This is a genomic window from Solidesulfovibrio sp. (genome assembly GCF_029978005.1).
Taxonomy (GTDB): Bacteria; Desulfobacterota; Desulfovibrionia; order Desulfovibrionales; family Desulfovibrionaceae; genus Solidesulfovibrio.
Genome location: NZ_JARKOZ010000085.1, coordinates 12127 through 32553, shown reverse-complemented (window position 1 = coordinate 32553; position 20427 = coordinate 12127). Strand labels below are relative to the sequence as shown.

At 66.2% G+C, this 20427-nt stretch carries 23 protein-coding genes; 14 read left to right on the top strand and 9 right to left on the bottom strand.

What is annotated here, in order from left to right; genetic code table 11:
• Positions 1-503: 503 nt before the first annotated feature.
• Positions 504-1016, top strand: coding sequence for a GGDEF domain-containing protein (locus tag Q1K70_RS10280; protein ID WP_300158729.1), 513 nt, complete (start codon positions 504-506; stop codon positions 1014-1016).
• A 3-nt stretch (positions 1017-1019) separates the two neighbouring features.
• On the opposite strand, the gene Q1K70_RS10275 is transcribed toward Q1K70_RS10280, so the two are convergent.
• Positions 1020-1340, bottom strand: a complete 321-nt coding sequence (locus Q1K70_RS10275) for a helix-turn-helix domain-containing protein (RefSeq protein ID WP_300158726.1) — start codon at positions 1338-1340, stop codon at positions 1020-1022.
• A gap of 201 nt (positions 1341-1541) precedes the next feature.
• Between Q1K70_RS10275 and Q1K70_RS10270 the strand changes: the two genes are divergently transcribed.
• Positions 1542-2042, top strand: a complete 501-nt coding sequence (locus Q1K70_RS10270) for a YgjV family protein (RefSeq protein WP_300158723.1) — start codon at positions 1542-1544, stop codon at positions 2040-2042.
• Positions 2043-2160: 118 nt separating this feature from the next.
• Here the strand turns inward: Q1K70_RS10270 and Q1K70_RS10265 are convergent, their stop codons facing one another.
• The 5 genes from Q1K70_RS10265 to Q1K70_RS10245 all read right to left on the bottom strand — a co-directional run bounded on the left by Q1K70_RS10265 (position 2161) and on the right by Q1K70_RS10245 (position 6692).
• Complete coding sequence (locus Q1K70_RS10265; RefSeq protein WP_300158720.1) at positions 2161-3597, bottom strand: HAMP domain-containing sensor histidine kinase; 1437 nt, start codon at positions 3595-3597, stop codon at positions 2161-2163.
• A 70-nt stretch (positions 3598-3667) separates the two neighbouring features.
• The gene (locus Q1K70_RS10260) at positions 3668-4372 is read right to left on the bottom strand and encodes a molybdopterin-guanine dinucleotide biosynthesis protein MobB (protein WP_300158717.1); all 705 of its coding nucleotides are present in this window, start codon (positions 4370-4372) and stop codon (positions 3668-3670) included.
• Positions 4369-5088 carry an energy-coupling factor ABC transporter ATP-binding protein gene (locus tag Q1K70_RS10255; protein WP_300158714.1) on the bottom strand — a complete coding sequence of 240 codons (720 nt, stop codon included), beginning with the start codon at positions 5086-5088 and terminating at the stop codon, positions 4369-4371. Before Q1K70_RS10255 ends, Q1K70_RS10260 begins: the two co-directional genes overlap by 4 nt.
• The gene (locus tag Q1K70_RS10250; RefSeq protein ID WP_300158711.1) at positions 5085-5780 is read right to left on the bottom strand and encodes an ABC transporter permease; all 696 of its coding nucleotides are present in this window, start codon (positions 5778-5780) and stop codon (positions 5085-5087) included. Before Q1K70_RS10250 ends, Q1K70_RS10255 begins: the two co-directional genes overlap by 4 nt.
• Before the next feature lie 69 nt (positions 5781-5849).
• Positions 5850-6692, bottom strand: coding sequence for a substrate-binding domain-containing protein (locus Q1K70_RS10245; protein WP_300158708.1), 843 nt, complete (start codon positions 6690-6692; stop codon positions 5850-5852).
• Positions 6693-6734: 42 nt separating this feature from the next.
• Between Q1K70_RS10245 and Q1K70_RS10240 the strand changes: the two genes are divergently transcribed.
• Both Q1K70_RS10240 and Q1K70_RS10235 read left to right on the top strand, forming a co-directional pair.
• The gene (locus Q1K70_RS10240; protein WP_300158705.1) at positions 6735-7061 is read left to right on the top strand and encodes a hypothetical protein; all 327 of its coding nucleotides are present in this window, start codon (positions 6735-6737) and stop codon (positions 7059-7061) included.
• Between the two features lie 256 nt (positions 7062-7317).
• On the top strand, positions 7318-8211 hold the full coding sequence (locus tag Q1K70_RS10235; protein ID WP_300158702.1) for a flagellin: 894 nt from the start codon (positions 7318-7320) through the stop codon (positions 8209-8211).
• A gap of 153 nt (positions 8212-8364) precedes the next feature.
• On the opposite strand, the gene rnc is transcribed toward Q1K70_RS10235, so the two are convergent.
• On the bottom strand, positions 8365-9087 hold the full coding sequence (rnc, locus tag Q1K70_RS10230) for a ribonuclease III (RefSeq protein WP_300158699.1): 723 nt from the start codon (positions 9085-9087) through the stop codon (positions 8365-8367).
• Between the two features lie 225 nt (positions 9088-9312).
• Here rnc and Q1K70_RS10225 point away from each other — a divergent pair, with 225 nt between their 5' ends.
• A complete protein-coding gene (locus Q1K70_RS10225; RefSeq protein ID WP_300158696.1) occupies positions 9313-10380 on the top strand; it encodes a phosphotransacetylase family protein in 1068 nt (355 codons plus the stop codon).
• A 300-nt stretch (positions 10381-10680) separates the two neighbouring features.
• Here the strand turns inward: Q1K70_RS10225 and Q1K70_RS10220 are convergent, their stop codons facing one another.
• Positions 10681-10992, bottom strand: coding sequence for a hypothetical protein (locus Q1K70_RS10220; RefSeq protein WP_300158693.1), 312 nt, complete (start codon positions 10990-10992; stop codon positions 10681-10683).
• 114 nt (positions 10993-11106) lie between these two features.
• Between Q1K70_RS10220 and Q1K70_RS10215 the strand changes: the two genes are divergently transcribed.
• Positions 11107-14274, top strand: a complete 3168-nt coding sequence (locus tag Q1K70_RS10215) for a tetratricopeptide repeat protein (RefSeq protein WP_300158690.1) — start codon at positions 11107-11109, stop codon at positions 14272-14274.
• Positions 14275-14421: 147 nt separating this feature from the next.
• Entirely contained in the window at positions 14422-15297 is an 876-nt protein-coding gene (locus Q1K70_RS10210) for a pseudouridine synthase (RefSeq protein ID WP_300158687.1), read from the top strand.
• A gap of 15 nt (positions 15298-15312) precedes the next feature.
• On the opposite strand, the gene Q1K70_RS10205 is transcribed toward Q1K70_RS10210, so the two are convergent.
• Positions 15313-15495: a flagellar biosynthesis anti-sigma factor FlgM gene (locus Q1K70_RS10205; protein ID WP_300158684.1), complete on the bottom strand. Its 183-nt coding sequence runs from the start codon at positions 15493-15495 to the stop codon at positions 15313-15315.
• A gap of 163 nt (positions 15496-15658) precedes the next feature.
• Here Q1K70_RS10205 and Q1K70_RS10200 point away from each other — a divergent pair, with 163 nt between their 5' ends.
• From Q1K70_RS10200 to Q1K70_RS10170, 7 genes are all read left to right on the top strand, one after another.
• Positions 15659-16330, top strand: a complete 672-nt coding sequence (locus Q1K70_RS10200) for a helix-turn-helix transcriptional regulator (protein ID WP_300158681.1) — start codon at positions 15659-15661, stop codon at positions 16328-16330.
• Between the two features lie 69 nt (positions 16331-16399).
• Positions 16400-16564 carry a hypothetical protein gene (locus Q1K70_RS10195; RefSeq protein ID WP_300158678.1) on the top strand — a complete coding sequence of 55 codons (165 nt, stop codon included), beginning with the start codon at positions 16400-16402 and terminating at the stop codon, positions 16562-16564.
• A 248-nt stretch (positions 16565-16812) separates the two neighbouring features.
• On the top strand, positions 16813-17976 hold the full coding sequence (locus tag Q1K70_RS10190; RefSeq protein WP_300158675.1) for an MFS transporter: 1164 nt from the start codon (positions 16813-16815) through the stop codon (positions 17974-17976).
• An 89-nt stretch (positions 17977-18065) separates the two neighbouring features.
• Positions 18066-18461: a flagellar basal body-associated FliL family protein gene (locus Q1K70_RS10185; protein ID WP_300158672.1), complete on the top strand. Its 396-nt coding sequence runs from the start codon at positions 18066-18068 to the stop codon at positions 18459-18461.
• A 6-nt stretch (positions 18462-18467) separates the two neighbouring features.
• Positions 18468-19112, top strand: a complete 645-nt coding sequence (locus Q1K70_RS10180) for a histidine phosphatase family protein (protein WP_300158670.1) — start codon at positions 18468-18470, stop codon at positions 19110-19112.
• A 146-nt stretch (positions 19113-19258) separates the two neighbouring features.
• Positions 19259-19669: a hypothetical protein gene (locus Q1K70_RS10175; protein WP_300158667.1), complete on the top strand. Its 411-nt coding sequence runs from the start codon at positions 19259-19261 to the stop codon at positions 19667-19669.
• A 77-nt stretch (positions 19670-19746) separates the two neighbouring features.
• On the top strand, positions 19747-20400 hold the full coding sequence (locus Q1K70_RS10170; RefSeq protein ID WP_300158665.1) for a lactate utilization protein: 654 nt from the start codon (positions 19747-19749) through the stop codon (positions 20398-20400).
• Positions 20401-20427: the final 27 nt, after the last annotated feature.

Sequence of the window (20427 nt, the reverse complement as noted above, 5' to 3'; positions counted from 1 at the left end):
GCAGTAAATTACCTATAGGTTTTTTGTACCCAGGCCAGCCAGCACGCAAATCCCTCTTGGGCATGCCTGAAGGGGAATGCCGGTGGCGTGTTTTAGACGTGATCTGGGGAAAACGATACCGATGCTGTTCAGGCACTGAATTGAAAAAACCGCCAAGTGTCCAGCCTGTTTTTTGAACGGATAAAATCTATTAAGCGATTGATCAAATAGAAAATATAAGAATACATGTCATTTTGGACTACAACCTGAACTGATCAAGGCCCAGAATACGAATGCCCACCCGTTTAAACAAAAAATTTCACCTGTGCATAAAGCTGATTACATCTATTCCCTTATTTTATTTGGCTTTCAGTTTGGCATGGATAATAGCGACAAATGACTGTCTACTTCATTACGACCTGAATTTCGACTTACTAAAAAACATCTCAATCCGGCATGGATTGCTTTTCGTCTTTTCGACTTTTGTATTTTTATTCTTCCTCGTGAGAGAAATGCATCTCCACTTGACAACATTGAATTCACAGCTCACAAAATATTCATTATTCGATCAAGTGACGAATCTGCCAAACCGCTATTTTGTAATAGACAGAATCGAACAACTTATCAAATCCTCGAAAAGAGTAAAAACTATTTTTGGAGTCATATTTATTGATATAGATAATTTTAAAGTTGTAAACGATACATTTGGGCATGCAATAGCGGACGCTCTCTTAAAAGAATTTGGATTTATAGTATCTTCGTCCATACGCCAAACAGACACAGTTGGCAGAATTGGAGGAGATGAATTCTTAGTTATCTTAACCGATGTCACTAGTGAAAAAGACATTAATATTATCATGCTAAAGATTAAAAATGCTCTTACTCAAAAGTTGTCGGCACGTAATGGGAAAGAACTTAACATCACCGCAAGTATGGGGACAGCGCTATTCCCACGCGACGGAAATACTTTCGAAGAACTCCTTCACCATTCTGATCAAAACATGTATCTTGAAAAAAAGTGTTCTCATACAAACTAGAAGCTATCTCAAAAACATTTTCAGCCGACTACTGGAACCTCCTGATTTTTTTGTTTGTTGATACGATGCGGTCCGGATGGGCCTTCCCAAGGCGCAATGGGAACTGGAGTTGATCAACGATAAACGTCCGGGCCCGCCCTCCCGCGCCAAGCACGGCCCCTTGGTCGCCAGGGAATCCAGCAGGTCGTAGACGCGCTGGCGGAGCACACCCGCCCGGGCCGCGACTGTTGCCTGGGCCATCCCCGGCCACTCCAGCAGGCAGAGGTAGGCTGCCGCCTCGTAACGCGTGAGCTCCAAGGCGATGAGTTCCTGCAGATCGACCATCTGCCATCACATCCAAGTGGTGTTATGACCACCACCACTTCAGCGTGGTGTCAACGTCCCCCGGGTCGGGCCGGAAAACCCTTGCCAGGCCGCCCCAAGGGGCACTATGTCCGGGCAGGCGCGAAGCCGCCGGACGACCGTCTCTTCCTGCGGCCTTCCCTCCTTCGCCTGGACTTCACGGCACAACAGACGGGTTTTTTCATGGATTTCGCTTCCCCGGCCCAGCTTCTGGGCTATCTGGCCTTCGTCATCGGCATCGTGGCCTTCGCCCAGCGCATCGACCGGCGGCTCAAGTTCCTGGTGGCCAGCGAGTGCGTGGTCTACACGGCCCACTTCTTCCTGCTCGGCAACAACGCGGCCGCGGTCAGCGCCGCGCTGGCGGCCATCAGGACCTTCGCTTCGCTCAAGACCCACTCCCCCTGGGTGGCGGGATTTTTCCTGCTGCTCAACCTCTCCCTCGGCGCGGCCGTGGCCGGATCGTGGACGGCGGCCTTTCCCATCGCGGCCGGGCTTTCCGGCACGGTGGCCGTCTTTTTCCTGCGGGGCATTTCCCTGCGGCTTTTGCTCTTCTGCGCCACCCTGTGCTGGCTGGCCAACAACGTGCTGTCGGGCTCCATCGGCGGCACGCTGCTCGAATCGTGCATCGCCGTGGTCAACGGCACGACCATGTGGCGGCTGTGGCGCGCCGGGCGCGCGGGCTGAGGCGAGCGGGCGGATCGAGGGGATCGCCGGCCGGCCCGGGACTTGCGCGAAGCCCCGCGCGCCGACGCGGCGGCGGGACCGAGGCTGACGGGAAAGGGGCGGCCCCGGGCGCGCAGTCCTAGAGGACCGGGTCCATGGGCAGGATGAAGAAGAAGTTGTTGCCGAGACTCGTGGCTTCGTAGCCCTCCACCCCGCCGTGCAGGCGCACCACTTCGCGGATGAAGTACAGGCCGTGGCCGGTGCCGTACTCGCCCGAGGCGTTCTCGCCGCGCACGCCCTCCTCGAACAGGTGGGCGGCGGTTTCCGGCGGAATGGGCGGACCTGAGGTGAAGACGTTGAGCTTGATGCCGTCGCGGCCGGGGCCGAAGAAGTTCTCCTTGCGCTCCCAGCCGAAGGAGATGAAGCGCCGCTTGCGGCCGGACGGGTCCGTCACCTCGCGGGTGTACTTGACCGCGTTGGAAAAAAGGTTGGCGTAGACCTGGCTGACCAGCCCGATGTCCACCACCACCTCGATCTCCTGGTCCGACACGCCGCCGAGCGACGTGTCGATCTCGATGCCCCGCTCCTCGAAGCGCGGCCGGTAGCGCTCGAGCTGCAGGTCGATGACCTGCTTCTTGAAGTTGCAGGCCCGCTTCTCCAGCACGTAGCGCCCCTCCTCGAAATGGGAGCGCCGCAGGAGCGTTTCCAGAAAAAGGCTCGTCTGCTCGTAATGGGTCAGGATCTGGCGATACTGGTCCATGAGGCCTTCGTGGATGTAGCCCAGGTCGCGCAGGAGCTTGTCCTTGTCCGGGGGCAGGGGCTGGCCCGCGCCGGCCTCGGTCTCGAAGGCCTGCTTGAGCTTCCATTCGAAGAATTTCAGCAGGTCGATCTTGGAGCGCAGCCGCTTGTAGTAGAGCTTGAAATAAATGTTGGGCACGATGACGTTGTGCCCGATGTCCTTGACCAGGCTGCGGATGAACTGGAGGTGCTCCTTGTTCTTGTTGGCCAGGATGCGGTTGTGCAGCTGGAAGCCGAAGCGGTTGGCGTAGCGCTCGAAAAAAAGGCGGTCGTGCTCCGAGAGCCTCTCCGCCGGGTAGATCTCCAGCACGCCGAAGACGTCCTCCCGGGGCGTGAACGGCAGCTGGGAAATGAGTTCGTGGTTGCCCTTGATGGGGATGAGAAACCGCCCCTCGCGCTCCACGGCCTTCTGGGGAAAGGGCAGGTCGGCCAGCTCCCCGGCGTCGGCGTCCAGGCACTGGTAGGCGCAGCGCCTGATGCTGCCGCTCTTGTTGTCCAGCACGTACAGGTTGCAGTCGATGTCGAAGAACATCTTCGGGATGAGCAGACAGACGGCGTAGAGGTGCTCCAGGGTGGGGAACTCCTGGGCCAGGTCGAAGAAGATGTTGAGCGAGATGCTCTGCAGGGCGGTGAAGTTGTAGGCCTCGTAGTCGTCCATCTTCTGATGGACGCGCCTGGCCACGGATTCGAGCACCTGGCGGTCGAGCAGGGACGGGTCGTCCGAAGCGCCGAGGCGCAAGACCGACAGCGTCTCGACGACGTCCCTGGCGCTTGGCATGCGAGGCCTCCCGGATGCGGTTTCCATCTCCTCCATACCCGCGATATCCCGTGAAGACAATACGCGACGCCTAGCCGATGCGGATTTCGATGGGCCCGGGGGAGAAGCCCTTGAGCTCGCGCAGCATGCCCCGGATGCCCGAAGCCACGATGCGTTCGACGAACGGGTTGACGGTGAGCGGCCGGCCGCCCACGGTGATGGACAGGGCGACCTGGGTGGTGGCGCAGTCCTCGGGCGTGGCCTTGCCGGCCAGGATGTCGGCGGCCAGCTCGCCGCAGCCCTCGCGGCCGCAGGCCCCGCAGTCCAGGCCCGGCAGGACGAACCCGCGCGCCAGCACCGCCTCGGCCAGGGCCTCGAGGCTCTCGAAATGCGGCAGGCCCGGGACGCGGACCTCGCCGTAGACGCCAAGGACGAGGCCCGGGGCGGAGAGCTTCTCCGCCTCACCGGCGTCGCGCAGCACCAGCACCCGGGGAGCCACGGCATGCTCGCGCCCGCCTTCCATGACCATGACCTCGCCGTCGAGCATGGCGATCATGTCCGAGATCTTGCGCGGATCGTTCCAGAAAAGCGCGCTCTCCGTGGCGGCGATGCCGCCCACGGTGCGGCAGTGGACGAGGAAGCGGTCCGTGTCCGTGTCCTCCTTGTCGATGCCCGGGTTGTGCGTGCATTTGAGCGCGCACGGCGCGACGCCGCGCGACGCGAAATGGGCCAGCAGGGCCTCACACAGCGTCGTCTTGCCGGATTTCTTGAAACCGAGAACCTGAACGCCTTTCATGACGGCCTCCCTTGGCCTTGAGCTTGTTGCGAAACGGACTCCGGACGCACATGGCCATCGCCCACGATCGGCGCGGCCAGCCGCCCTTCGCGCAGCCACAGCATGTCGTCGCAAATGGCCCGCAGCCAGTCCTGGTCGTGGCCGCTGACGACCAGGGACGTGCCCTGCTCCTCCCGGGCGGCCAGGACCGCCCTACGCACCAGTTCGGCGCTGTCGCGGTCGAGGTTGGCCGTGGGCTCGTCGAGGAGCAGGACCTTGGGCCGAAGGGCGAGCCTGGCCGCCAGGGCCACCCGCTTGACCTCGCCCCCGGAAAGCTGCCGCCAGGAGCGGCCGGCGAACCGGGCCGGATCGAGCCCGACCTGCGCCAGGGCCGCGTCCACCCGCGCCCGGACGTCCGGGGCGCGGCGCACGGCCAGGCCGTAGCCCACGTTGGCCCGCACCGAGCGCTTGAGCAGGTAGGGTTCCTGGGGGAAATACGTCACCTCGCCGCGCAGTTCCCATTCGCGGCCTTCCGTCGCCCGGCCCAGGTAGCGCACCTCGCCCGCGGCCGGGGATTCCAGAAAGGCCAAAAGGCGCAGGAGCGTGCTCTTGCCCCCGCCGTTGGGGCCGGCCAGGCCGATGATGGCCCCGGCCGGAAGCACGAGGCGGTCGATGTCGAGCACGGTGCGGCCGGCGTAGCGCTGGACCACGCCGGAGAGTTCGTAGAGCGCGCTCATACGGCGGACCTGCCCCGGCAGGCGGCGGCGGCCAGGTTGACCGCGAAGGCGATGACCATGAGCACCATGCCGAGTGCGATCCCCGTGGCGAACTCGCCCTTGCCGGTCTCCAGGGCGATGGCCGTGGTGATGGTGCGGGTGTCCCACTTGATGTTGCCGCCGAGCATCATGGAAATGCCGATCTCGGAAACGATGCGGCCGAAAGCGGCCGTGGCGGCGAGCAGCATGCCGAAGCGGGCCTCGGTCACGGTGGTCCAGAAGACGTGGCGGGGTCTGGCTCCGAGGGTGAGCAGCGTGGGCCGTAGCCTCGGGTCGAGGTTCTCCACGGCCTGGGCGGTAAGAGCGATGACGATGGGCAGGCCCAGGATGGTGAGCCCCACGGCCATGCCCGGCACGGTGAAAAGAAGCCCCCAGTCCCCAAGGGGTCCGCGCCGGGAGATGAAGGCGTAGACCACGAGTCCGATGACCACCGTGGGGAAGGACAGGAAGGTCTCGACCACGAGCCGCGCCGCCCGCTTGCCCGGAAAATCGGCGTAGCCCAGGAGGAAGCCGGCCGGCGCGCCGAGGACCAGAGTCGCGGCCATGGCCTCGAAAGTCACCATCAGCGTGGTCCATACGGCGGAAAACGTCTCGGGGTCGCCGTGCAGCAGCAGGAGAAGGGCCTGTCGCAGGCCGTCGAGAATGTAGTTCATGACCCCTCGCGAGAGCCCCCGGGCCGCCGCCCCGACGGGAAGGCGGCCCGGCAGGCGTGGGCGCGCCTGTTACTTTTGGGCGGCGTTGGGGGTGAAGAGCTTCTTGCCCTTGAGGGTGAAATCCCCCACCACCTTCTGGCCCTTGTCCGAGGCCAGCCACTTGCGGAAGGTCTCGGCCGCCTCGAACTTCACGGTCTTGCACTTCTCGGGATTGACGGAAATGACGCTGTACTGGTTGAGCAGCGGCTTGTCGCCCTCGATGAGCACCACCAGGGCGGGCTTGCCCTTGGCCTGGTCCTCGTAGGCGATGTAGGTGCCCCGGTCGGCCAGGGTGTAGGCCCCGCGCTCGCCGGCCATGGTCATGGTCTGGAGCATGCCCTGGCCGGCCGAGGCGTACCAGGCCTCCTTGTCCGGCAGGGGCAGGTTCGCGCCCTTCCACAAGGACTGTTCCATCTTGTGGGTGCCGGAATCGTCGCCGCGGCTGACGAAGGAAGCCTTGGCCGCGGCGATGGCGGCCAGGCCCTCGGCCACGGTCTTGCCCTTGACCTTGGCCGGGTCGGCGGCCGGGCCGACGAGCACGAAGTCGTTGTACATGACCTCGGTGCGATTGAGGCCGCTGCCCTCCTCCACGAACTTCTTCTCCGCGCCCGGCGCGTGCACGAGCAGCACGTCCACGTCGCAGTTCTTGCCGTGCTCCAGGGCCTTGCCCGTGCCCACGGCCACCCATTTGAGCTCGATGCCCGTATCCTTCTTGAAGGCCTCGGCCAGGACGGGCAGCAGCCCCGTGTCGTCGGTGCTGGTGGTGGTGGCCATCATGAGGGTGACGGGCTCGTTTTTGGCCAACACCGGGGCCGCGCAGGCAAGCGCCAGCACAAGGCCGAAGACAAGGCTTCTCCAGGGGTGGCGGGTCATGTGTTCCTCCTCTGTTTTGTTTGACTTAACATAACGATTACTATGGCATACTTCACATTGCTCCACAAGACGCAGGCAAACGTGCCCGTCGACGAGCCCGTGAGCCGGCGGCCGGACGGTCTTGCCGGCGTGTCGCCGCCCGCTGCGGCGGCGGTTTGCGCGCCGGGTGCATGCGTTTTTACCTCGGATGATTTTTTCCGCAAACCGTCTAAAGGGATTTTCAAGGCGGACGATAAGAGCCACGACAGGGCGTCGTATCGACCTTCCATGCAATTCATCCGCAACAGCCACAGTTTCCCTCAAATCATTGCCGATTTCTCCAAGCCACTGCCAACGGAAAGCGGCTTGCTACGGCTGTTTTTCCAATGAATTGTTTTTTTCAAAAAAAATTTCTCTGCATTTTCTTCTAAAGGGTTTTCCAGGAAGGCCGATAGGGGGGGCAAGCAGTCACCAAAAGGCGACTGCAAGACACCGGCTGAGGCAGGAAAGTACTGAACATGTCACTTTTACGGAGCAGGCCGGCGAAAGCCACTAGCAGCATCAACGTCTACCCCATGCCGCCGGCGAGCTCCTCGCCTTCATGGGCAACTAGCTGGATGCACACACTTTTCAAGGAGGAAAAGCCATGTCTCTCGTGATCAATCACAACATGATGGCCGCCAACGCCGCCAGGAACCTGTCCAATTCCTACAGCGCTCTGGGCACATCGACGCAACGTCTGTCTTCGGGCCTGCGCATCAACACCGCCGCCGACGACGCCGCCGGCCTGGCCATTCGCGAGCTCATGCGGTCCGACATCGCTTCCATCAACCCGGGCGTGCGCAACGCCAACGACGCCATCTCCATGATCCAGACGGCGGACGGCGCGCTCCAGGTCGTGGACGAAAAGCTCATCCGCATGAAGGAACTGGCCGAACAGGCGGCCACCGGCACCTACACCTCGGACCAGCGCCTCATCATCGATTCGGAATACCAGGCCATGGCCTCGGAAATCACCCGTATCGCCATGGCCACGGACTTCAACGGCATCTATCTGCTCAACGGCAATCTTTCGAGCGACACGCACACCGGCAACACCCTGACCCCGTCCGGCAAGCTCAAGGTGCACTTCGGCACCGGCAACAGCAGCGCCGAGGACTACTACTACGTCCAGATCGGCAACTCCACGGCCTCGGCCCTGGGCGTGGGCATGGCTGCCGGCGCGGGCAAGTCCGGCCGCAGCATCTCCACCCAGCAGCTGGCCCAGGAGGCCCTGGACGCCATCACCCAGGCCATCGTGTCCAAGGACAAGATCCGCGCCAACCTGGGCGCCCTGCAGAACCGGCTGGAGAACACCATCTCCAACCTGCAGATCCAGGCCGAGAACCTCCAGTCCGCCGAATCGCAGATTTCCGACGTGGACGTGGCCAACGAAATGACCGAGTTCGTGCGCCAGCAGATCCTCACCCAGTCGGCCGTGGCCATGCTTTCCCAGGCCAACTCGCTGCCGAAGATGGCCATGCAGCTCATCAGCGGTTAAGCGCAAGGCATCGGTGGGTTATGAGAAAGGACCAGGGAGGCGGGGACCGCGGAGCCGGTCCCTCCCTGGTCCGAAAGGGCTCGGCCCCGGTAGACGGGATTTTGACGGGTTCTGCGCCTGCCGCGGGCGGCGGCGTTGTCCGGGAACGCCCCTTCAGCAAGCCCCTTCGCCGCAATCCCGGCCCGCGAGCGCGGCCAGGGATTCCAGGGCCAGGCGGGCCGCCAGTTGCTCCGCCTTCTTCACGCTCTTGTCCACGGCCGTGAGCGTGTGGCCGTCGGGCAGGGTCAGCCGCACGCGAAAACGCTTGTCGTGCTCCGGGCCGTCGCTGCCGAGCAGCGCGTACACGGGGCGGGCCTTGTGCGTCTTCTGGGTATATTCCTGCAGCCGGCTCTTGAAGTCCTTGCTCTTGGGCGCCAGGGGCCTGGCCGGCCAGACGTCGCAAAACGTCTCGGCCACGAAGAGCCTGGCCGCCGCATAGCCGCCGTCCAGGAACAGCGCCCCCACCACGGCCTCGAAGGCGTCGCTCAAAAGGGCCGGCCGCGTCCGGCCGCCCTGGTTCTCCTCTCCCTTTCCCAACCGCACGTGCGCGTCCAGGCCCAGGGCCAGGGCCATGGCGGCCAGGCTCGACTCGTTGACGAGCTGGGAGCGCAGAAGCGTGAGTTCCCCTTCCGGGGCCTCGGGATAGCGGGCGAAAAGCTCCTCGGACACGCACAGCTCGAGCACCGCGTCGCCCAAAAACTCCAGGCGTTCGTTGTGGCCGGCGGCGTCGCCGCGCTCGTTGGCCCAGGAACTGTGGGTGAGCGCCGTGGCCAAAAGCTCCGGCCTGGCGAAGGCGTAGCCGAGGGTGTCGGCCACGGCGGCGAGATCATCGGACATGAGGCATGCTCCAGGCCCGCCCGGCGGCCGGTGGGCCGTCTGTCGGCGGTGCTGCCGGTTCTAGTCCTTTTGACTCGGGATTCCAAGTTCCAGGGGACCGGGCGGCGTGTTTTTCCCTCCCGCGCCGGCAATTGGCTTGATTATCCCGGCCGGTGCGGGCATTTTATGCCGAGGACGCCACGGCGGCGGACGGCGTTTCCCGGGCAGCCACAGGAGGAAGGCACCATGGCTGGATTATATGTTGGGGCGACGGCCGGGTATTCCGGCAAGAACATGGTGGTCATGGGTCTTGGGCTGCGCTTGCAGAAGGAAGGCTACAAGGTGGGCTACCTCAAGCCCGTGGGGGCCATGCCCCGGGAGATCGACGGCCGGCTGTGGGACGACGACGCCTACCACGTCCAGCGCATCCTGCGCACGGACGAAGCGCCGGAAACGCTGACCCCGATCATCGCCTCCCATGATTTCCAGGTCAAGGCCTTCCGCAACCAGACCGGCGACGTCATGGGGCTCATCCGCGACGCCTACGAGAAGGTGGCGGCCGGCAAGGACGTCACCCTGGTCGGCGGCTCGGGCGGCATGCACACCGGCAAGTACTGCAACGCCGACGGCGTGCGCGTGGTGCGCGAGCTCGGGCTCAAGGCCGTGGTCATCGACCGCTACTCCAAGGAGCTCAACTACGACTACCTGCTCGTTTTGCGCGAGCAGCTCGGCGACCACCTGGCCGGCGTCATCCTCAACGATGTGGCCCAGAACTTCCTGGAGGAGACCCACACCCTCATCGCCCCGTTCCTGCGCGACCGGGGCATAAGGGTCCTCGGCGTCATCCCCAAGGACCCGCTCATGGCCGCCATCAAGGTGGCCGACCTGGCCGACCGCCTGGGCGGCAAGGTCATCTCCGCCCACCACAAGGCCGACCGCATCGTGGAGAGCTTCCTCATCGGCACCATGCAGGTGGAGAACTTCATGACGCATTTCCGCCGGCAGAAGAATTCCGCCATCATCGTCGGCGGCGACCGCTCCGACGTGCACCTGGTGGCCCTGGAGGGCGACAGCCCCTGCCTGGTGCTGACGGGCAATCTCTACCCCAACGACATCATCCTCACCCGCTCCGAGGTGCTGGAGATCCCCATCATCGTGGTGCGCGAGGACACCTACACCGTGGCCAAGAAGATGGAGACGCTTTTAATGCGCCACAAGCTGCGCGACGAGATCAAGATCCGCCAGGGCGCGCAGCTCATCAACGCCAACCTCGACTTCGGCGTGCTCATGGAACAGCTCGGCCTCGGGCGATAGTCGGTTGGTTGAGTAGGGGAGACGCCTCCGGCGGCCAGGGGGCCGGGGCCCCCTGGACCCCCTCAAGGGGGCATGGCGGCCAGAGGAGTCTGGTCATCGCCGCCCCGTCTTTCGACGTCAAAAAGCCGCGTCCCTTTCGGGCGCGGCTTTTTCATGCACGGCGCGGAACTGGCTAACGTACCGTCTTTCCGGCGCTTCCTGTGAACATCCCCCCAGCCTCCCCTTTGAAAGTTTTTGAAGAGGGTCCAGGGAGAAACTTTTTCCAAAAAGTTTCTCCCTGGCCGCCGGAGGCGTTTTTTATTACCTCTCTTTTACCGAATTCATACGATGGTCATGGCACGACACCAGAAACAGCGCGGCGCGAAGGCGCAGCACCTCGCGGGGGGCTCTGTTCATGAGGCCGTGGCCGGGCAGGGGGGACATGGTGGCGAGCGCCGTGGCCTCGCGGGCGGCGGCGTCGGCGAAGCGCATGGCGGCAAGTTCGGCCAGGGCGGCCTGGACGGTCATGCGCTCCCGGGCGAAGGCCTCGCTCAGCCTGGCGGCGTGTTCGGGCTGGCGGATGTCGAGCACGTGCGCCGGGGTGTCCTGCAGGCGGGCGATGACGTTTTTCATGACGGTCTCCTTGCCCGGTTCTTTTCGGACGCCTTCCTGCTTCCCTTAGAGGGGCGGCGGTTTTTTCCTGGCACGATTGCTGCTTCATCCCGGCAAACGCAGGGAAGCGACATCGTGAAAATTCATTTCCTTCCATATTTCACCGGCTCCCGGCGGGCCTTGGCCGTCGTCGCCCTGGCGGCCGCGCTCGTGTGTCCGGCCGTCCTTGCCGGGTCCGCCCGGGCGGCCGGCCCGGCCCTGGCCGCCGTGCGCGCCCCGGAGCAGCAGGCCGGTTCGCCGACGACCGGCGACGGCCACGAGTCCGGCGGCGCGCCGGGCCTGCGGGTGGAGCTCAAAAAGAGCGCCCCGGCCGAGGGCACGGTGCGCGTCGGCGGCGCGGCCTCCTTCGAGGCCAGAATTTTCGACGGCGAACGCGAGTTGCCCCGGGGCGGGTACGTCTGCCGCTGGAAAGGCGACGCCGGGGCCCGGTTCCTGGAAGAGGAGGGGCCTTTCACCAACACGGTGGTCTTTCTGCGCCCCGGCCGCCAGCGCGTCTGGGTCGAGGTCGTGCCGCGCGCCGGCCCGTCCCGGGGGTTGGCCGCCGTATCCGAGCCCGTGGACCTGGACGTGGGCCGGCCGGCCTTCGCCCTGGCCGTGAGTCCGGCCGCGCCCCTGGTCGGCGAGGAGGCCACGGTCTCGATCCGCGACTTTCCGGTCCACGACGGCGTGGAGTTCCGCTGGGACCCGCTGCCGGAGACGGCCCGGCTCGTGCGCGTGGACGAGCGTTCCCTGACCTTTTACCCCATGGCGGCCGGAGCCGTGCCCGTGCGCGTGACGGCCACCGCCGCCGGAAGCGGCAAGGAGACGCACCTCGGCGCGGCTTCCCTTTCCGTCGCGGCCAAGCCTTATGCGGTTACCGTGGAGAACAAGGGCCTGCTGGAAGCGCCGGCCACGGTCTGGCGCGACGGCGAGGGGCCGGTGGCCGCCGACGGCGTGGCCGTGGGCCAGAACGTGCGGCTGCGGGCGGCGGTTTCGCCCCCGCCCGGCCATGCGCCCCTTTCCTACGGCTGGAGCCTGTGCCCCGGGGCGCGGGTGCGCGGCGGAGAGGACGGTCGGGAGATCGCGGTTTCCCGGGACGCCGTGGGCGAATGCCAGGCTGCCCTGGAGGTGCGCGATTCCCGGGGCCTGCTCCTGGGCCGGGGGCAGGGCGGCTTCGCCGTGACGGTCTCCCGCGAGGCCCTGGACACGGCCGTGGCCAAGGCCCGGGAGATCGACCGTCTGGTGCGCGCCGCCGAGGAGGCCTGGACCGCCGGCGAACCCGACCGCGCCCTGGAGGTGGCCGGCAAGGCGGCTCGGGGCAATCCCAAGGACATCCCGGCCCTTACGGCCCTTGAGCGCATCGGCCGGGACAAGGCCCGGCTCGACTCCTGCCTGGCCAAGGCCGGGGCGGCCCTGGCCGTGGACGATTTTTCCGAAGTGGCGGCCATGCTCGGCGAGGCGGCCAAGGTCAATCCCCGGGCCGGGGCCATCGAGGGCCTGCGCCGGGAGGCCGGGGCGCGCCGCGACGTGCTGGACCGGGTGGCCAAGCTCCTGGCTCTTTCCCGCGAGCGCTGGGACGCCGGCGAGGTGGACGAGGCCATCGCCAGGACCGGCGAGGCGTTGGCCCTGGACCCGGGCCACGCCGCGGCCAAGGCCGCCCGCGAGCGCCTCGTGGCCGACCGGGAGCGGCTGCTCGCCGCGCTCAAGCAGTCCGCCGCCTATCTTTCGGCCAAGCGGTTCGACAGCGCCGCCCTGGCCCTGGACGAGGCCCGGGCCGTCAATCCGCGCTTTCGGGCCACGCGCGAGCTCGAGGCGGCCATCGCCGCGCGCAAGGACAAAGCCTGGCGCATGGACGAGCGCCTGGCCAGGGCCAGGGACCAGTGGAACGCCGGCGAGGCCGACGCATCGCTCGCCACCCTGACCGAGGCCGTGGCCCTGGACCCCGAACATCCCGGCGCGTCACGGGCCCGGGGCGAAATCGCCCAGGCCCGGGAGCGCCTGCTGCGCTCCGAGGAGAAGGCCGAGGCGGCCATCGCCGCCGGCAAGCCCGACGAAGCCCGCGCCGCCTTGGCCGAGGCAGCCAAGGTCAACCCCCGCCATGCCCGGCTGGCCGCCCTGCAAGGGGCCCTGGCCCACCGCCTCGACCGCGACAAGCGGCTGGCCGCCCTGGCCGCCGAGGCCGACAAGCGCGCCGCCGCCGGCGACCTGGAAGGCGCGATCCTGGCGGTGAGCGACATACTGGCCCTTCTGCCGGGCGATGCCGGCCTCGCCGCCCGCCGCGACAAGCTGACGCGCGCCCGCGACGCCGTGACCGAGGCCCTGGACCGGGCCAGAGACTACCTTTCGGCCCGTCGCTTCGACCTGGCGCTCGACGCCGTGGCCGAGGCCGAGGCCGTGCGCCCCGGGCACGGGGCCGTGACCGGCTGGCGCGAGAAGATTCTCGCCGCCCGCAAGGGGGCCGAGGCCGAGGCCGCGTCGGGTCTGGAGGCGGTGGAGGCGCTCTTGCGTAAAAAGGACGTGGCCGGCGCGGACGCGGCCATGCGCGCCCTGCGCGAGAAGGGGCCGTTGCCGGGGAGCCTCGCCGCCAAGGCCCGGGATGCCGAACGGCGCATCGAGGCCGGCCAGGCCACGCGCGAGGCCGCCCGTCGCGAGCAGGCCGCCCGGGAAGGCCAGGCGGGCAAGGCCGCCGACGCCGACCGCCAAGCGCGTTGCGAGGCCATCGGCCGCCAGGCGACCGCCCGACGGGCCGGCGGCGACCACGCCGGGGCCATCCGCGACTACCAGTCCCTGCTCAACCTCTGCCCGGACGCCTGCCAGGCCTACAACAACGTGGGCGCGTCGCTTTTCTTCCTGGGCTACGCCGCCGAATCCCTGCCCTGGTTCGACGAGGCGGTCAAATGCGCGCCCGCGGAAAAGCTCTACCGCGACAACGCCGCCTTGACCAAAAGCCGACTGGCCCAGGCGAGCCGCCCCGCCGGCGACGCCAGGGCGACCTGCGCCGCCGCCTTCGACGCGGCCGAGGCCCGGCGCGGCGGCGGCGACCTGGCCGGGGCCATCGAGGGCTACAAGGCCGTGGTGGCCGGCTGCCCGGATTTCTGCGCCGCCTACAACAACATGGGGCTCTCCCTGCACAAGCTCGGCCGCACCGCCGAGTCCTTGCCCCTTTTCGAGCAGGCGCTTCGCTGCAATCCCCGGGACAACCTCTTCAAGGACAACTACGAGCTGACGGCCAAACGCCTGCGCACGGCCGAACGCGGCAATTAGCAAGACCGTAGAAGGGAAGCCTCCGGCGGCCAGGAGGGACGCGTCCCTCCTGGACCTCCCGTTGATTGCGGGTCGGGTAATTCGAGGAGGCGGTATGCCCGTCTCCTCTGGCGTTGCTTTCCGGGGGCGCTCGGCTATGCTTGGGCCATGAACGACGGGAAAGACGTCCTGGTGGACGCGGTTTTGGCCGGCGAGCGCCTGGACAAGGCCACGGCGCTGTTGTGGCCGGCGGTCGGGCTGCGGGGCCGGCGGCGGCTTATCGAGGCGGGCCGGGCCCTCGTAGACGGCCGGCCGCGCGAGGCGGCCTATCGCCTGCGGGCCGGGGAAAAACTTGCCGCCCTGGCCGCGCCCGCTACGACCAACTTTTTTTCTCCCGAAGACGTGCCGATCCTTTTTCGCGGCCAGGCCTACGCGGCCGTGTCCAAGCCGGCGGGCCTGCACAGCGCCGCCATCGCCCACGGCGGCGGCGAGAGCCTGGAAGCCATGCTGCCGCACCTTTTCCCCGGGACCGGGGCGGTCCTCCTTTCGCGCCTGGATAAGCTCACCAGCGGCATCGTGCCCGTGGCCCTCGCCCCCGAGGCGGCGGCGCGCTACCGGCGCGTCGAGGACGCGGGCCGGGTGGAAAAGACCTACCTGTGCGTGGTCCACGGGCGCATCGACGCCCCCTTCGTGGCGGATTTCCGGCTGGACGCGGCCGACCGGGCCAAGACCCGGGTCCTGCCCCGATCCGATCCCGATCCGTTGCGCCATACGGCCGTCACGCCCTTGGAAGGCGGGGAGGGGACAAGCCTTGTCTCCTGCCGCATCGCCAAGGGCGCGCGCCATCAGATACGGGCCCACCTGGCCGCTGCCGGGCATCCGCTGGTGGGCGACCCGCTCTACGGCCAGGGCGAGGCCGGCGGCCTCTACCTGCACTGCGTGAAGTTGTCTTGTCCGGAGTTCGAAGCGGGCGATGCGCCGCCCTGGACCGTGGCGGACGCCGCGGCAACCGTAGAGGGCGCGAAAGCGAAGGGCGCGGAATAGTCGTAGAACGACCGACTATGTGGCGTCGGCGGAAAGGGCGTCGAGAATGCCCTCGATGATTTCGTAGCGTTGGATGAGGTAGGTCCCGGACTGGACGCGGCGCTTGAGGTCGTCGATGCGCCGGGCGCGCTCTTCCGGGGACTCCTGCCAGGGGGCCTGCGGGCCGGGCGGGCGCAGGGACTTGTCTGGTACGGTCATGGCGGACATCCTTGTCTGCGTCGCCCCTTTGGCAGTTGGGACGACTTGGTTTGTCGGTGGGCTTATCGGCCGTCTTTTGAACGATCTTTAGCGTGGCGGAAAAATTGTCCGCAGCCTGGAAAAGGGCTTGCGGCGTCCGGATGTTTTGTTTATAAGGATAAACATGAGCGAACGAAAAGATGTCCAGGCCGGCGTTTCCGGAGGCTTCGAGGGCTTTTTCGCCCGGGCCGCCAAGGCGGCGGGCATCGGCTCCCAGGCGGAGCTCGCGGCCTGGCTCGGCGTGCACCGCTCGGCCGTGACGCAGGCCAAGCGCAAGGACGCCGTGCCCAAGGCCTGGATCCTGGCCGTGTCGCGCCGGACCCGGGTGGACGCCGACTGGCTGGAATTCGGCCGGGCCGGTGGCCAGGGCGGCGACGAGGGCGGCGGGGCGTTCGTTTCCGTGCCCAAGGTGCGGGCGCGGCTTTCCGCCGGCGGCGGCTCCTTCGAAACCGAGGGCGAGGTGGAGGCGCGCTACCCGTTTCGCCGGGAGTGGCTGCGCCGCAAAGGCAATCCGGCCCAGATGGTGCTCATGGACGTGGTCGGCAACAGTATGGAGCCGGAGATCCGCCACGGCGATCTGGCGCTCATCGACCAGGGGCAGACCGCCGTCGTGGCCCATGGCGTCTACGCCCTGGGCGTGGAGGACACGGTGCTCGTCAAGCGGGTGGAAAAGCGGCCCGGTTCCCTGGTGCTCTTGAGCGACAACCGGGACTACGCTCCCATCGTGCTCGCCGGCGACGAGCTCGAGGCGTTGCGCGTCATCGGCCGGGTGCTGTGGATCGGCCGGGAACTGTAATTTTTTTTGTGTGATAAGTTTATAAAAATAAACAGTTGTTGCGCAGGCCGCGCAACAAGGAGGCGCATCATGCAACGACGCTATTGCCGCTGCGGCATGTCCATCATGGTGGAGTTCCGGCCCGCCGGCCCGACCTGGCGCGCGCTGTTCTTCCGGCCCCGGCTCCTCTTCAAGGCGCGGCTGTCGCGTTGCCCCAACTGCGGCGAGTCCCTGGACATCGACCGGCTGTCCTGATGCTTCCCGGCGTGTCCGACATTGAGGCATTCGGCGACGGGCCGTCGCGTCGCGCCGCCGCCAGCCCCCCTTGCGGCGGCGGCGCGGCTCTCCCTGCATGGCCCCCATCGCCGCCCGCCCGTGGCGTCGTCCCCATTCCCGCGACGCCGCGGGCTTTTCAAGCGGCTGTATTTCAGGTTTTTTTTCTTTTCTCTCGGGAATATCGGCGCTATGGTCGCTTCGCGCCGCAACGCCCGGGATACGCCGTCATGAACACCTGGACCCTTGCCGTACTGTACGCCGCCACCGTGTGCGGCATTTCTTCGATCTACGCTCCCCAGCCTTTGCTGCCGGTCCTGGCCCGCGCCTTCGGCGTCTCCGAGGCCACGGCCTCGCTGACCACCACCGCCACCATGCTGCCGCTCGGCCTTGCGCCCCTGGCCTATGGATTCTTCCTCGACGCCGTGCCGGCCAAGCCGCTCATCGGGGCATCCCTGGCGCTTTTGGCCGTGTGCACGGCCGGGCTGTGTCTGGCCCCGGACTTCACCTGGTTCATCGCCGTGCGCGTGGGGCAGGGACTCCTCGTGCCGGCGCTATTGACCGCGCTTATGACCTACCTGGCCACCTCGTCCCCGGCCGCTTCCCTGCGGCGGGTCATGGCCGTCTATATCGCGGTCACGGTCTTCGGCGGTTTTTTCGGCCGCTTTTTTTCCGGGCTGGCCGCCGAGGCCTTCGGTTGGGAGATCCCTTTCCTGGCGCTTGCGATCGTGCTCGCCCTGTGCGCTGGGGCCTGTCTGTTCCTGCCGCCGGACGGACGGGCCGCCTTTTCGCCCATCCGCCTGGAGTACGCGCCGCAGGTGCTGCGGAAAAACGGCTTCGTGGCCACCTATCTGGTGGTGGCCCTGCTGTTTTTCGTCTTTTCCGGCATGCTCAATCTGCTGCCCTTCCGCCTCGGCCGATTGGAGGGCGGCTATTCGCCGCTTCGGGCCGGCAGCATGTACGCCGGCTACCTCATGGGCGTCATCGCCTGCCTCACCTCACACCGCTTCTCGAAACGCCTCGGCGGGTCGACCCGGACCATGGCCCTTGGCGCGGCGGTGGTCATCGTGGCGGCGGCGGTCTTCGCCCTGCCGTCCCAGGGAGCGATCTTCGCCAGCGTCTTCGTGCTGTGCTCCGGCATGTTCCTGGCCCATTCCGTGGCGCCGGGAGTGCTCAACGGCGCGGAAGGGGAACACAAGGGGCTTGTCAACGGCCTCTACATTTCCTTCTATTATTCCGGCGGGGCGCTTGGAGCCTATCTGCCCGGCGTGGTCTTGGACCAATTCGGCTTCGGCCCCGCGGCCGTGCTGTTGCTCGCCGCCGCGATCCTGGCCGCCGTCGTGGCGACGCGCCTTGACGTCGAGGCGTTTTCAGGAGAGGCCAAGGCGCGTTGACGCGGCGACGGAGTCGTCGTCGATGACGGAGGGACGGTGTGAGGACGCAGCGTGGAATGCATGGTGCGGGCAAGACCCCACGGGAGCCCATGCCGGGGAGGTCGTGCCTCGCCGTCGCCGCGTGGTCCGTGTTCCTGGCGATGGCCTTTTGGGCCGGGCCGGCCGTCGCCCAGGACGAAGTCGTCGTCAAGGGCGGCCGGGCCATCTATCCGCTGCTCGAGGTCAGCATCGCCGACGGCGACCGTCTGGCCAGGCTTTACATCGGCTTCGAGGCCCAGTGCCAGGACGAAAACGGCGCGGTGCAAGCCGCCTCTCCCCAGGCGCGCGAAGCCGTGCTGCTTTTCCTGCGAAGCAAGACCGCGGCCCAGCTCTCGGGCGAACTGGCCAAGCGCCGGCTCAAGGACGAGATCATATCGGTCATGAACAAGGCCATCGGCGCGCCGCGCGTCGTGCGCCTGTACTACCTGCAGTTCGTCATCCGGTAGCTGCCCATGCCCGTCGTTCGCCTCATCCGCCATGGGCAAAGCGCCTCCAACGCCGGCGAGGCGACCGAGCACCCGGACATCATTCCCCTCACGGCCCTGGGCCATGCCCAGGCCGCCCTGGTGGCTTCCTGCTTTCGGCGGGCCCCCGCCCGGGTGATCTTTTCCCCCTTCGACCGGGCGGCGCAGACGGCCCAGCCGCTTTGCGACCGCTACCCGGACACGCCGGTTTCCGTGTGGCCCATCCAGGAATTCACTTATCTCGCCCCGCGTCGGTACGTGGGCACCACGCGCCTCGACCGCTGCCAGGCCGTGGTCGAATACTGGCAGCGTCTCGACCCGCGCAGCCGCGACGGGGAAGGGGCCGAGACGTTCGTGGAGTTCTGGGACCGGGTCGAGGCCTTCCTGGAGCGGCTTGCTCCCCTGGCCGGCACGTCGGCGGTCTTTTCCCACGGGCAGTTTTTGCGCGGCGTGCTGCTGCGGCTGCTTTCCGGTCCTCTCGGCGTGGAGGAGGCCATGACGCGCTTTCGTTCCTTCCGCATGGCCGTGGCTTATCCCAACACGGCCATGACCGAACTGGCCGTCTCCCGGCGGGGAACGTATGTGGGGCGCATCAGCGCCGGGCATCTGCCTCCGGAGATGCTTTCCACGTGAAAGCGGATGTTTTTCTTGCCAACTTGTTGAAACGATACGCAGCTTGCCCTACAAGGAAACCGTATCGTCGTATGACCCCAGACGACGGTCCGAGGAGCACGACAATGGCGCACAGGCGCGGCGACCGCCCGTCAAGGGGCGCGGCCATGGCATTGCTTTTTGCCGTGGCTTTTTGCGTCCTGCTCATGGCCACGGCCCAGGCGCAGGCGGCCAAGCGGGCGGGGGCCTACTGGTCGGGCCTCACGCGGGACCAGAAGACGGACCTTGTGCTCGGCATTTTCGACGGCTTCAATCTCAACGAGAACATTCTCGGCATCACCCTGAAAAACGAATACACCATTTGTTCCGACATCATGGAAAGCATCATGCGCCAGTCCGACGCCTTCTTCGCCGGCATGCCGGCCGGAAAGATCGTCACGGCCCTGGATGCCTTCTACGCCAACAAGAAGAACAAGAACATTCCGGTTTCCTGGGGCGTGTGGGTCGTGGTGCGGGAAAACCGCAAAGATCCCACGGTGGGGGAGTTTCTTGGCGAACTGCGCACGGTCTATCCCTGATCCGGACGCCTTGCTTTTTTGGGCAGCCTGATTAAAAGGGCATCCGCCGGCCGTCCGGACGGCCGCAAGGAGGGAACATGACGTCGCCGACGGACCTCTATTACGCCAAGCGGCTCGAGGAAGCGGCCGAAGCCCTGCGCAAGAACCATTTCAAGGCCCATGTCGTGCCCGACGCCGCCGCGGCCAAGGCGCTTTTCCTGGACGAGATCCTGCCTGCCTCCGGCGCGAAGACCGTTTCCTACGGCGGCTCCATGACCCTCGCCGCCACCGGTCTGCCCCAAGCCCTGGCAGGAACGCCCGGCGTCGAGGTCCTCGACACCCTGGACCGGAGCATCACTCCGGAACAGGCTTACGAGCGCCGGCGGCAGGCGCTGCTGGTCGACCTCTTCGTCACCGGCACCAACGCCGTCACCGAGGACGGCGTCCTCGTCAACCTGGACATGATCGGCAACCGGGCCTGCGCCATCGCTTTCGGCCCCAGGCAGGCGGTGGTCCTCGTCGGGCGCAACAAACTCGTTTCGGACTTGACTTCCGCCATCAGCCGCATCAAGGAATTCGCCGCGCCGGCCAACGCCATGCGCCTGTCGAAAAAGACGCCCTGCGTGGCCACCTCCCATTGCGAGGACTGCGGCAGCCCGGAGCGCATTTGCAACGTGTGGACCATCACCGAAAAGTCCTTTCCCAGGGGGCGGATCACGGTGATCTTGATCAACCAGGATTTGGGACTCTAAGAGGCCTTTTGGGGCAAAGCGAGGGGC

What these genes read in the sequence shown, in the direction of transcription:
- Q1K70_RS10275 (WP_300158726.1), bottom strand. Translation starts at nt 1,340, where the DNA reads ATGGTCGATCTGCAGGAACTCATCGCCTTGGAGCTCACGCGTTACGAG.
- Q1K70_RS10270 (WP_300158723.1), top strand. Translation starts at nt 1,542, where the DNA reads ATGGATTTCGCTTCCCCGGCCCAGCTTCTGGGCTATCTGGCCTTCGTC.
- Q1K70_RS10265 (WP_300158720.1), bottom strand. Translation starts at nt 3,597, where the DNA reads ATGCCAAGCGCCAGGGACGTCGTCGAGACGCTGTCGGTCTTGCGCCTC.
- Q1K70_RS10260 (WP_300158717.1), bottom strand. Translation starts at nt 4,372, where the DNA reads ATGAAAGGCGTTCAGGTTCTCGGTTTCAAGAAATCCGGCAAGACGACG.
- Q1K70_RS10255 (WP_300158714.1), bottom strand. Translation starts at nt 5,088, where the DNA reads ATGAGCGCGCTCTACGAACTCTCCGGCGTGGTCCAGCGCTACGCCGGC.
- Q1K70_RS10250 (WP_300158711.1), bottom strand. Translation starts at nt 5,780, where the DNA reads ATGAACTACATTCTCGACGGCCTGCGACAGGCCCTTCTCCTGCTGCTG.
- Q1K70_RS10245 (WP_300158708.1), bottom strand. Translation starts at nt 6,692, where the DNA reads ATGACCCGCCACCCCTGGAGAAGCCTTGTCTTCGGCCTTGTGCTGGCG.
- Q1K70_RS10240 (WP_300158705.1), top strand. Translation starts at nt 6,735, where the DNA reads ATGGCATACTTCACATTGCTCCACAAGACGCAGGCAAACGTGCCCGTC.
- Q1K70_RS10235 (WP_300158702.1), top strand. Translation starts at nt 7,318, where the DNA reads ATGTCTCTCGTGATCAATCACAACATGATGGCCGCCAACGCCGCCAGG.
- rnc (WP_300158699.1), bottom strand. Translation starts at nt 9,087, where the DNA reads ATGTCCGATGATCTCGCCGCCGTGGCCGACACCCTCGGCTACGCCTTC.
- Q1K70_RS10225 (WP_300158696.1), top strand. Translation starts at nt 9,313, where the DNA reads ATGGCTGGATTATATGTTGGGGCGACGGCCGGGTATTCCGGCAAGAAC.
- Q1K70_RS10220 (WP_300158693.1), bottom strand. Translation starts at nt 10,992, where the DNA reads ATGAAAAACGTCATCGCCCGCCTGCAGGACACCCCGGCGCACGTGCTC.
- Q1K70_RS10210 (WP_300158687.1), top strand. Translation starts at nt 14,422, where the DNA reads ATGAACGACGGGAAAGACGTCCTGGTGGACGCGGTTTTGGCCGGCGAG.
- Q1K70_RS10205 (WP_300158684.1), bottom strand. Translation starts at nt 15,495, where the DNA reads ATGACCGTACCAGACAAGTCCCTGCGCCCGCCCGGCCCGCAGGCCCCC.
- Q1K70_RS10200 (WP_300158681.1), top strand. Translation starts at nt 15,659, where the DNA reads ATGAGCGAACGAAAAGATGTCCAGGCCGGCGTTTCCGGAGGCTTCGAG.
- Q1K70_RS10195 (WP_300158678.1), top strand. Translation starts at nt 16,400, where the DNA reads ATGCAACGACGCTATTGCCGCTGCGGCATGTCCATCATGGTGGAGTTC.
- Q1K70_RS10190 (WP_300158675.1), top strand. Translation starts at nt 16,813, where the DNA reads ATGAACACCTGGACCCTTGCCGTACTGTACGCCGCCACCGTGTGCGGC.
- Q1K70_RS10185 (WP_300158672.1), top strand. Translation starts at nt 18,066, where the DNA reads ATGCCGGGGAGGTCGTGCCTCGCCGTCGCCGCGTGGTCCGTGTTCCTG.
- Q1K70_RS10180 (WP_300158670.1), top strand. Translation starts at nt 18,468, where the DNA reads ATGCCCGTCGTTCGCCTCATCCGCCATGGGCAAAGCGCCTCCAACGCC.
- Q1K70_RS10175 (WP_300158667.1), top strand. Translation starts at nt 19,259, where the DNA reads ATGGCATTGCTTTTTGCCGTGGCTTTTTGCGTCCTGCTCATGGCCACG.
- Q1K70_RS10170 (WP_300158665.1), top strand. Translation starts at nt 19,747, where the DNA reads ATGACGTCGCCGACGGACCTCTATTACGCCAAGCGGCTCGAGGAAGCG.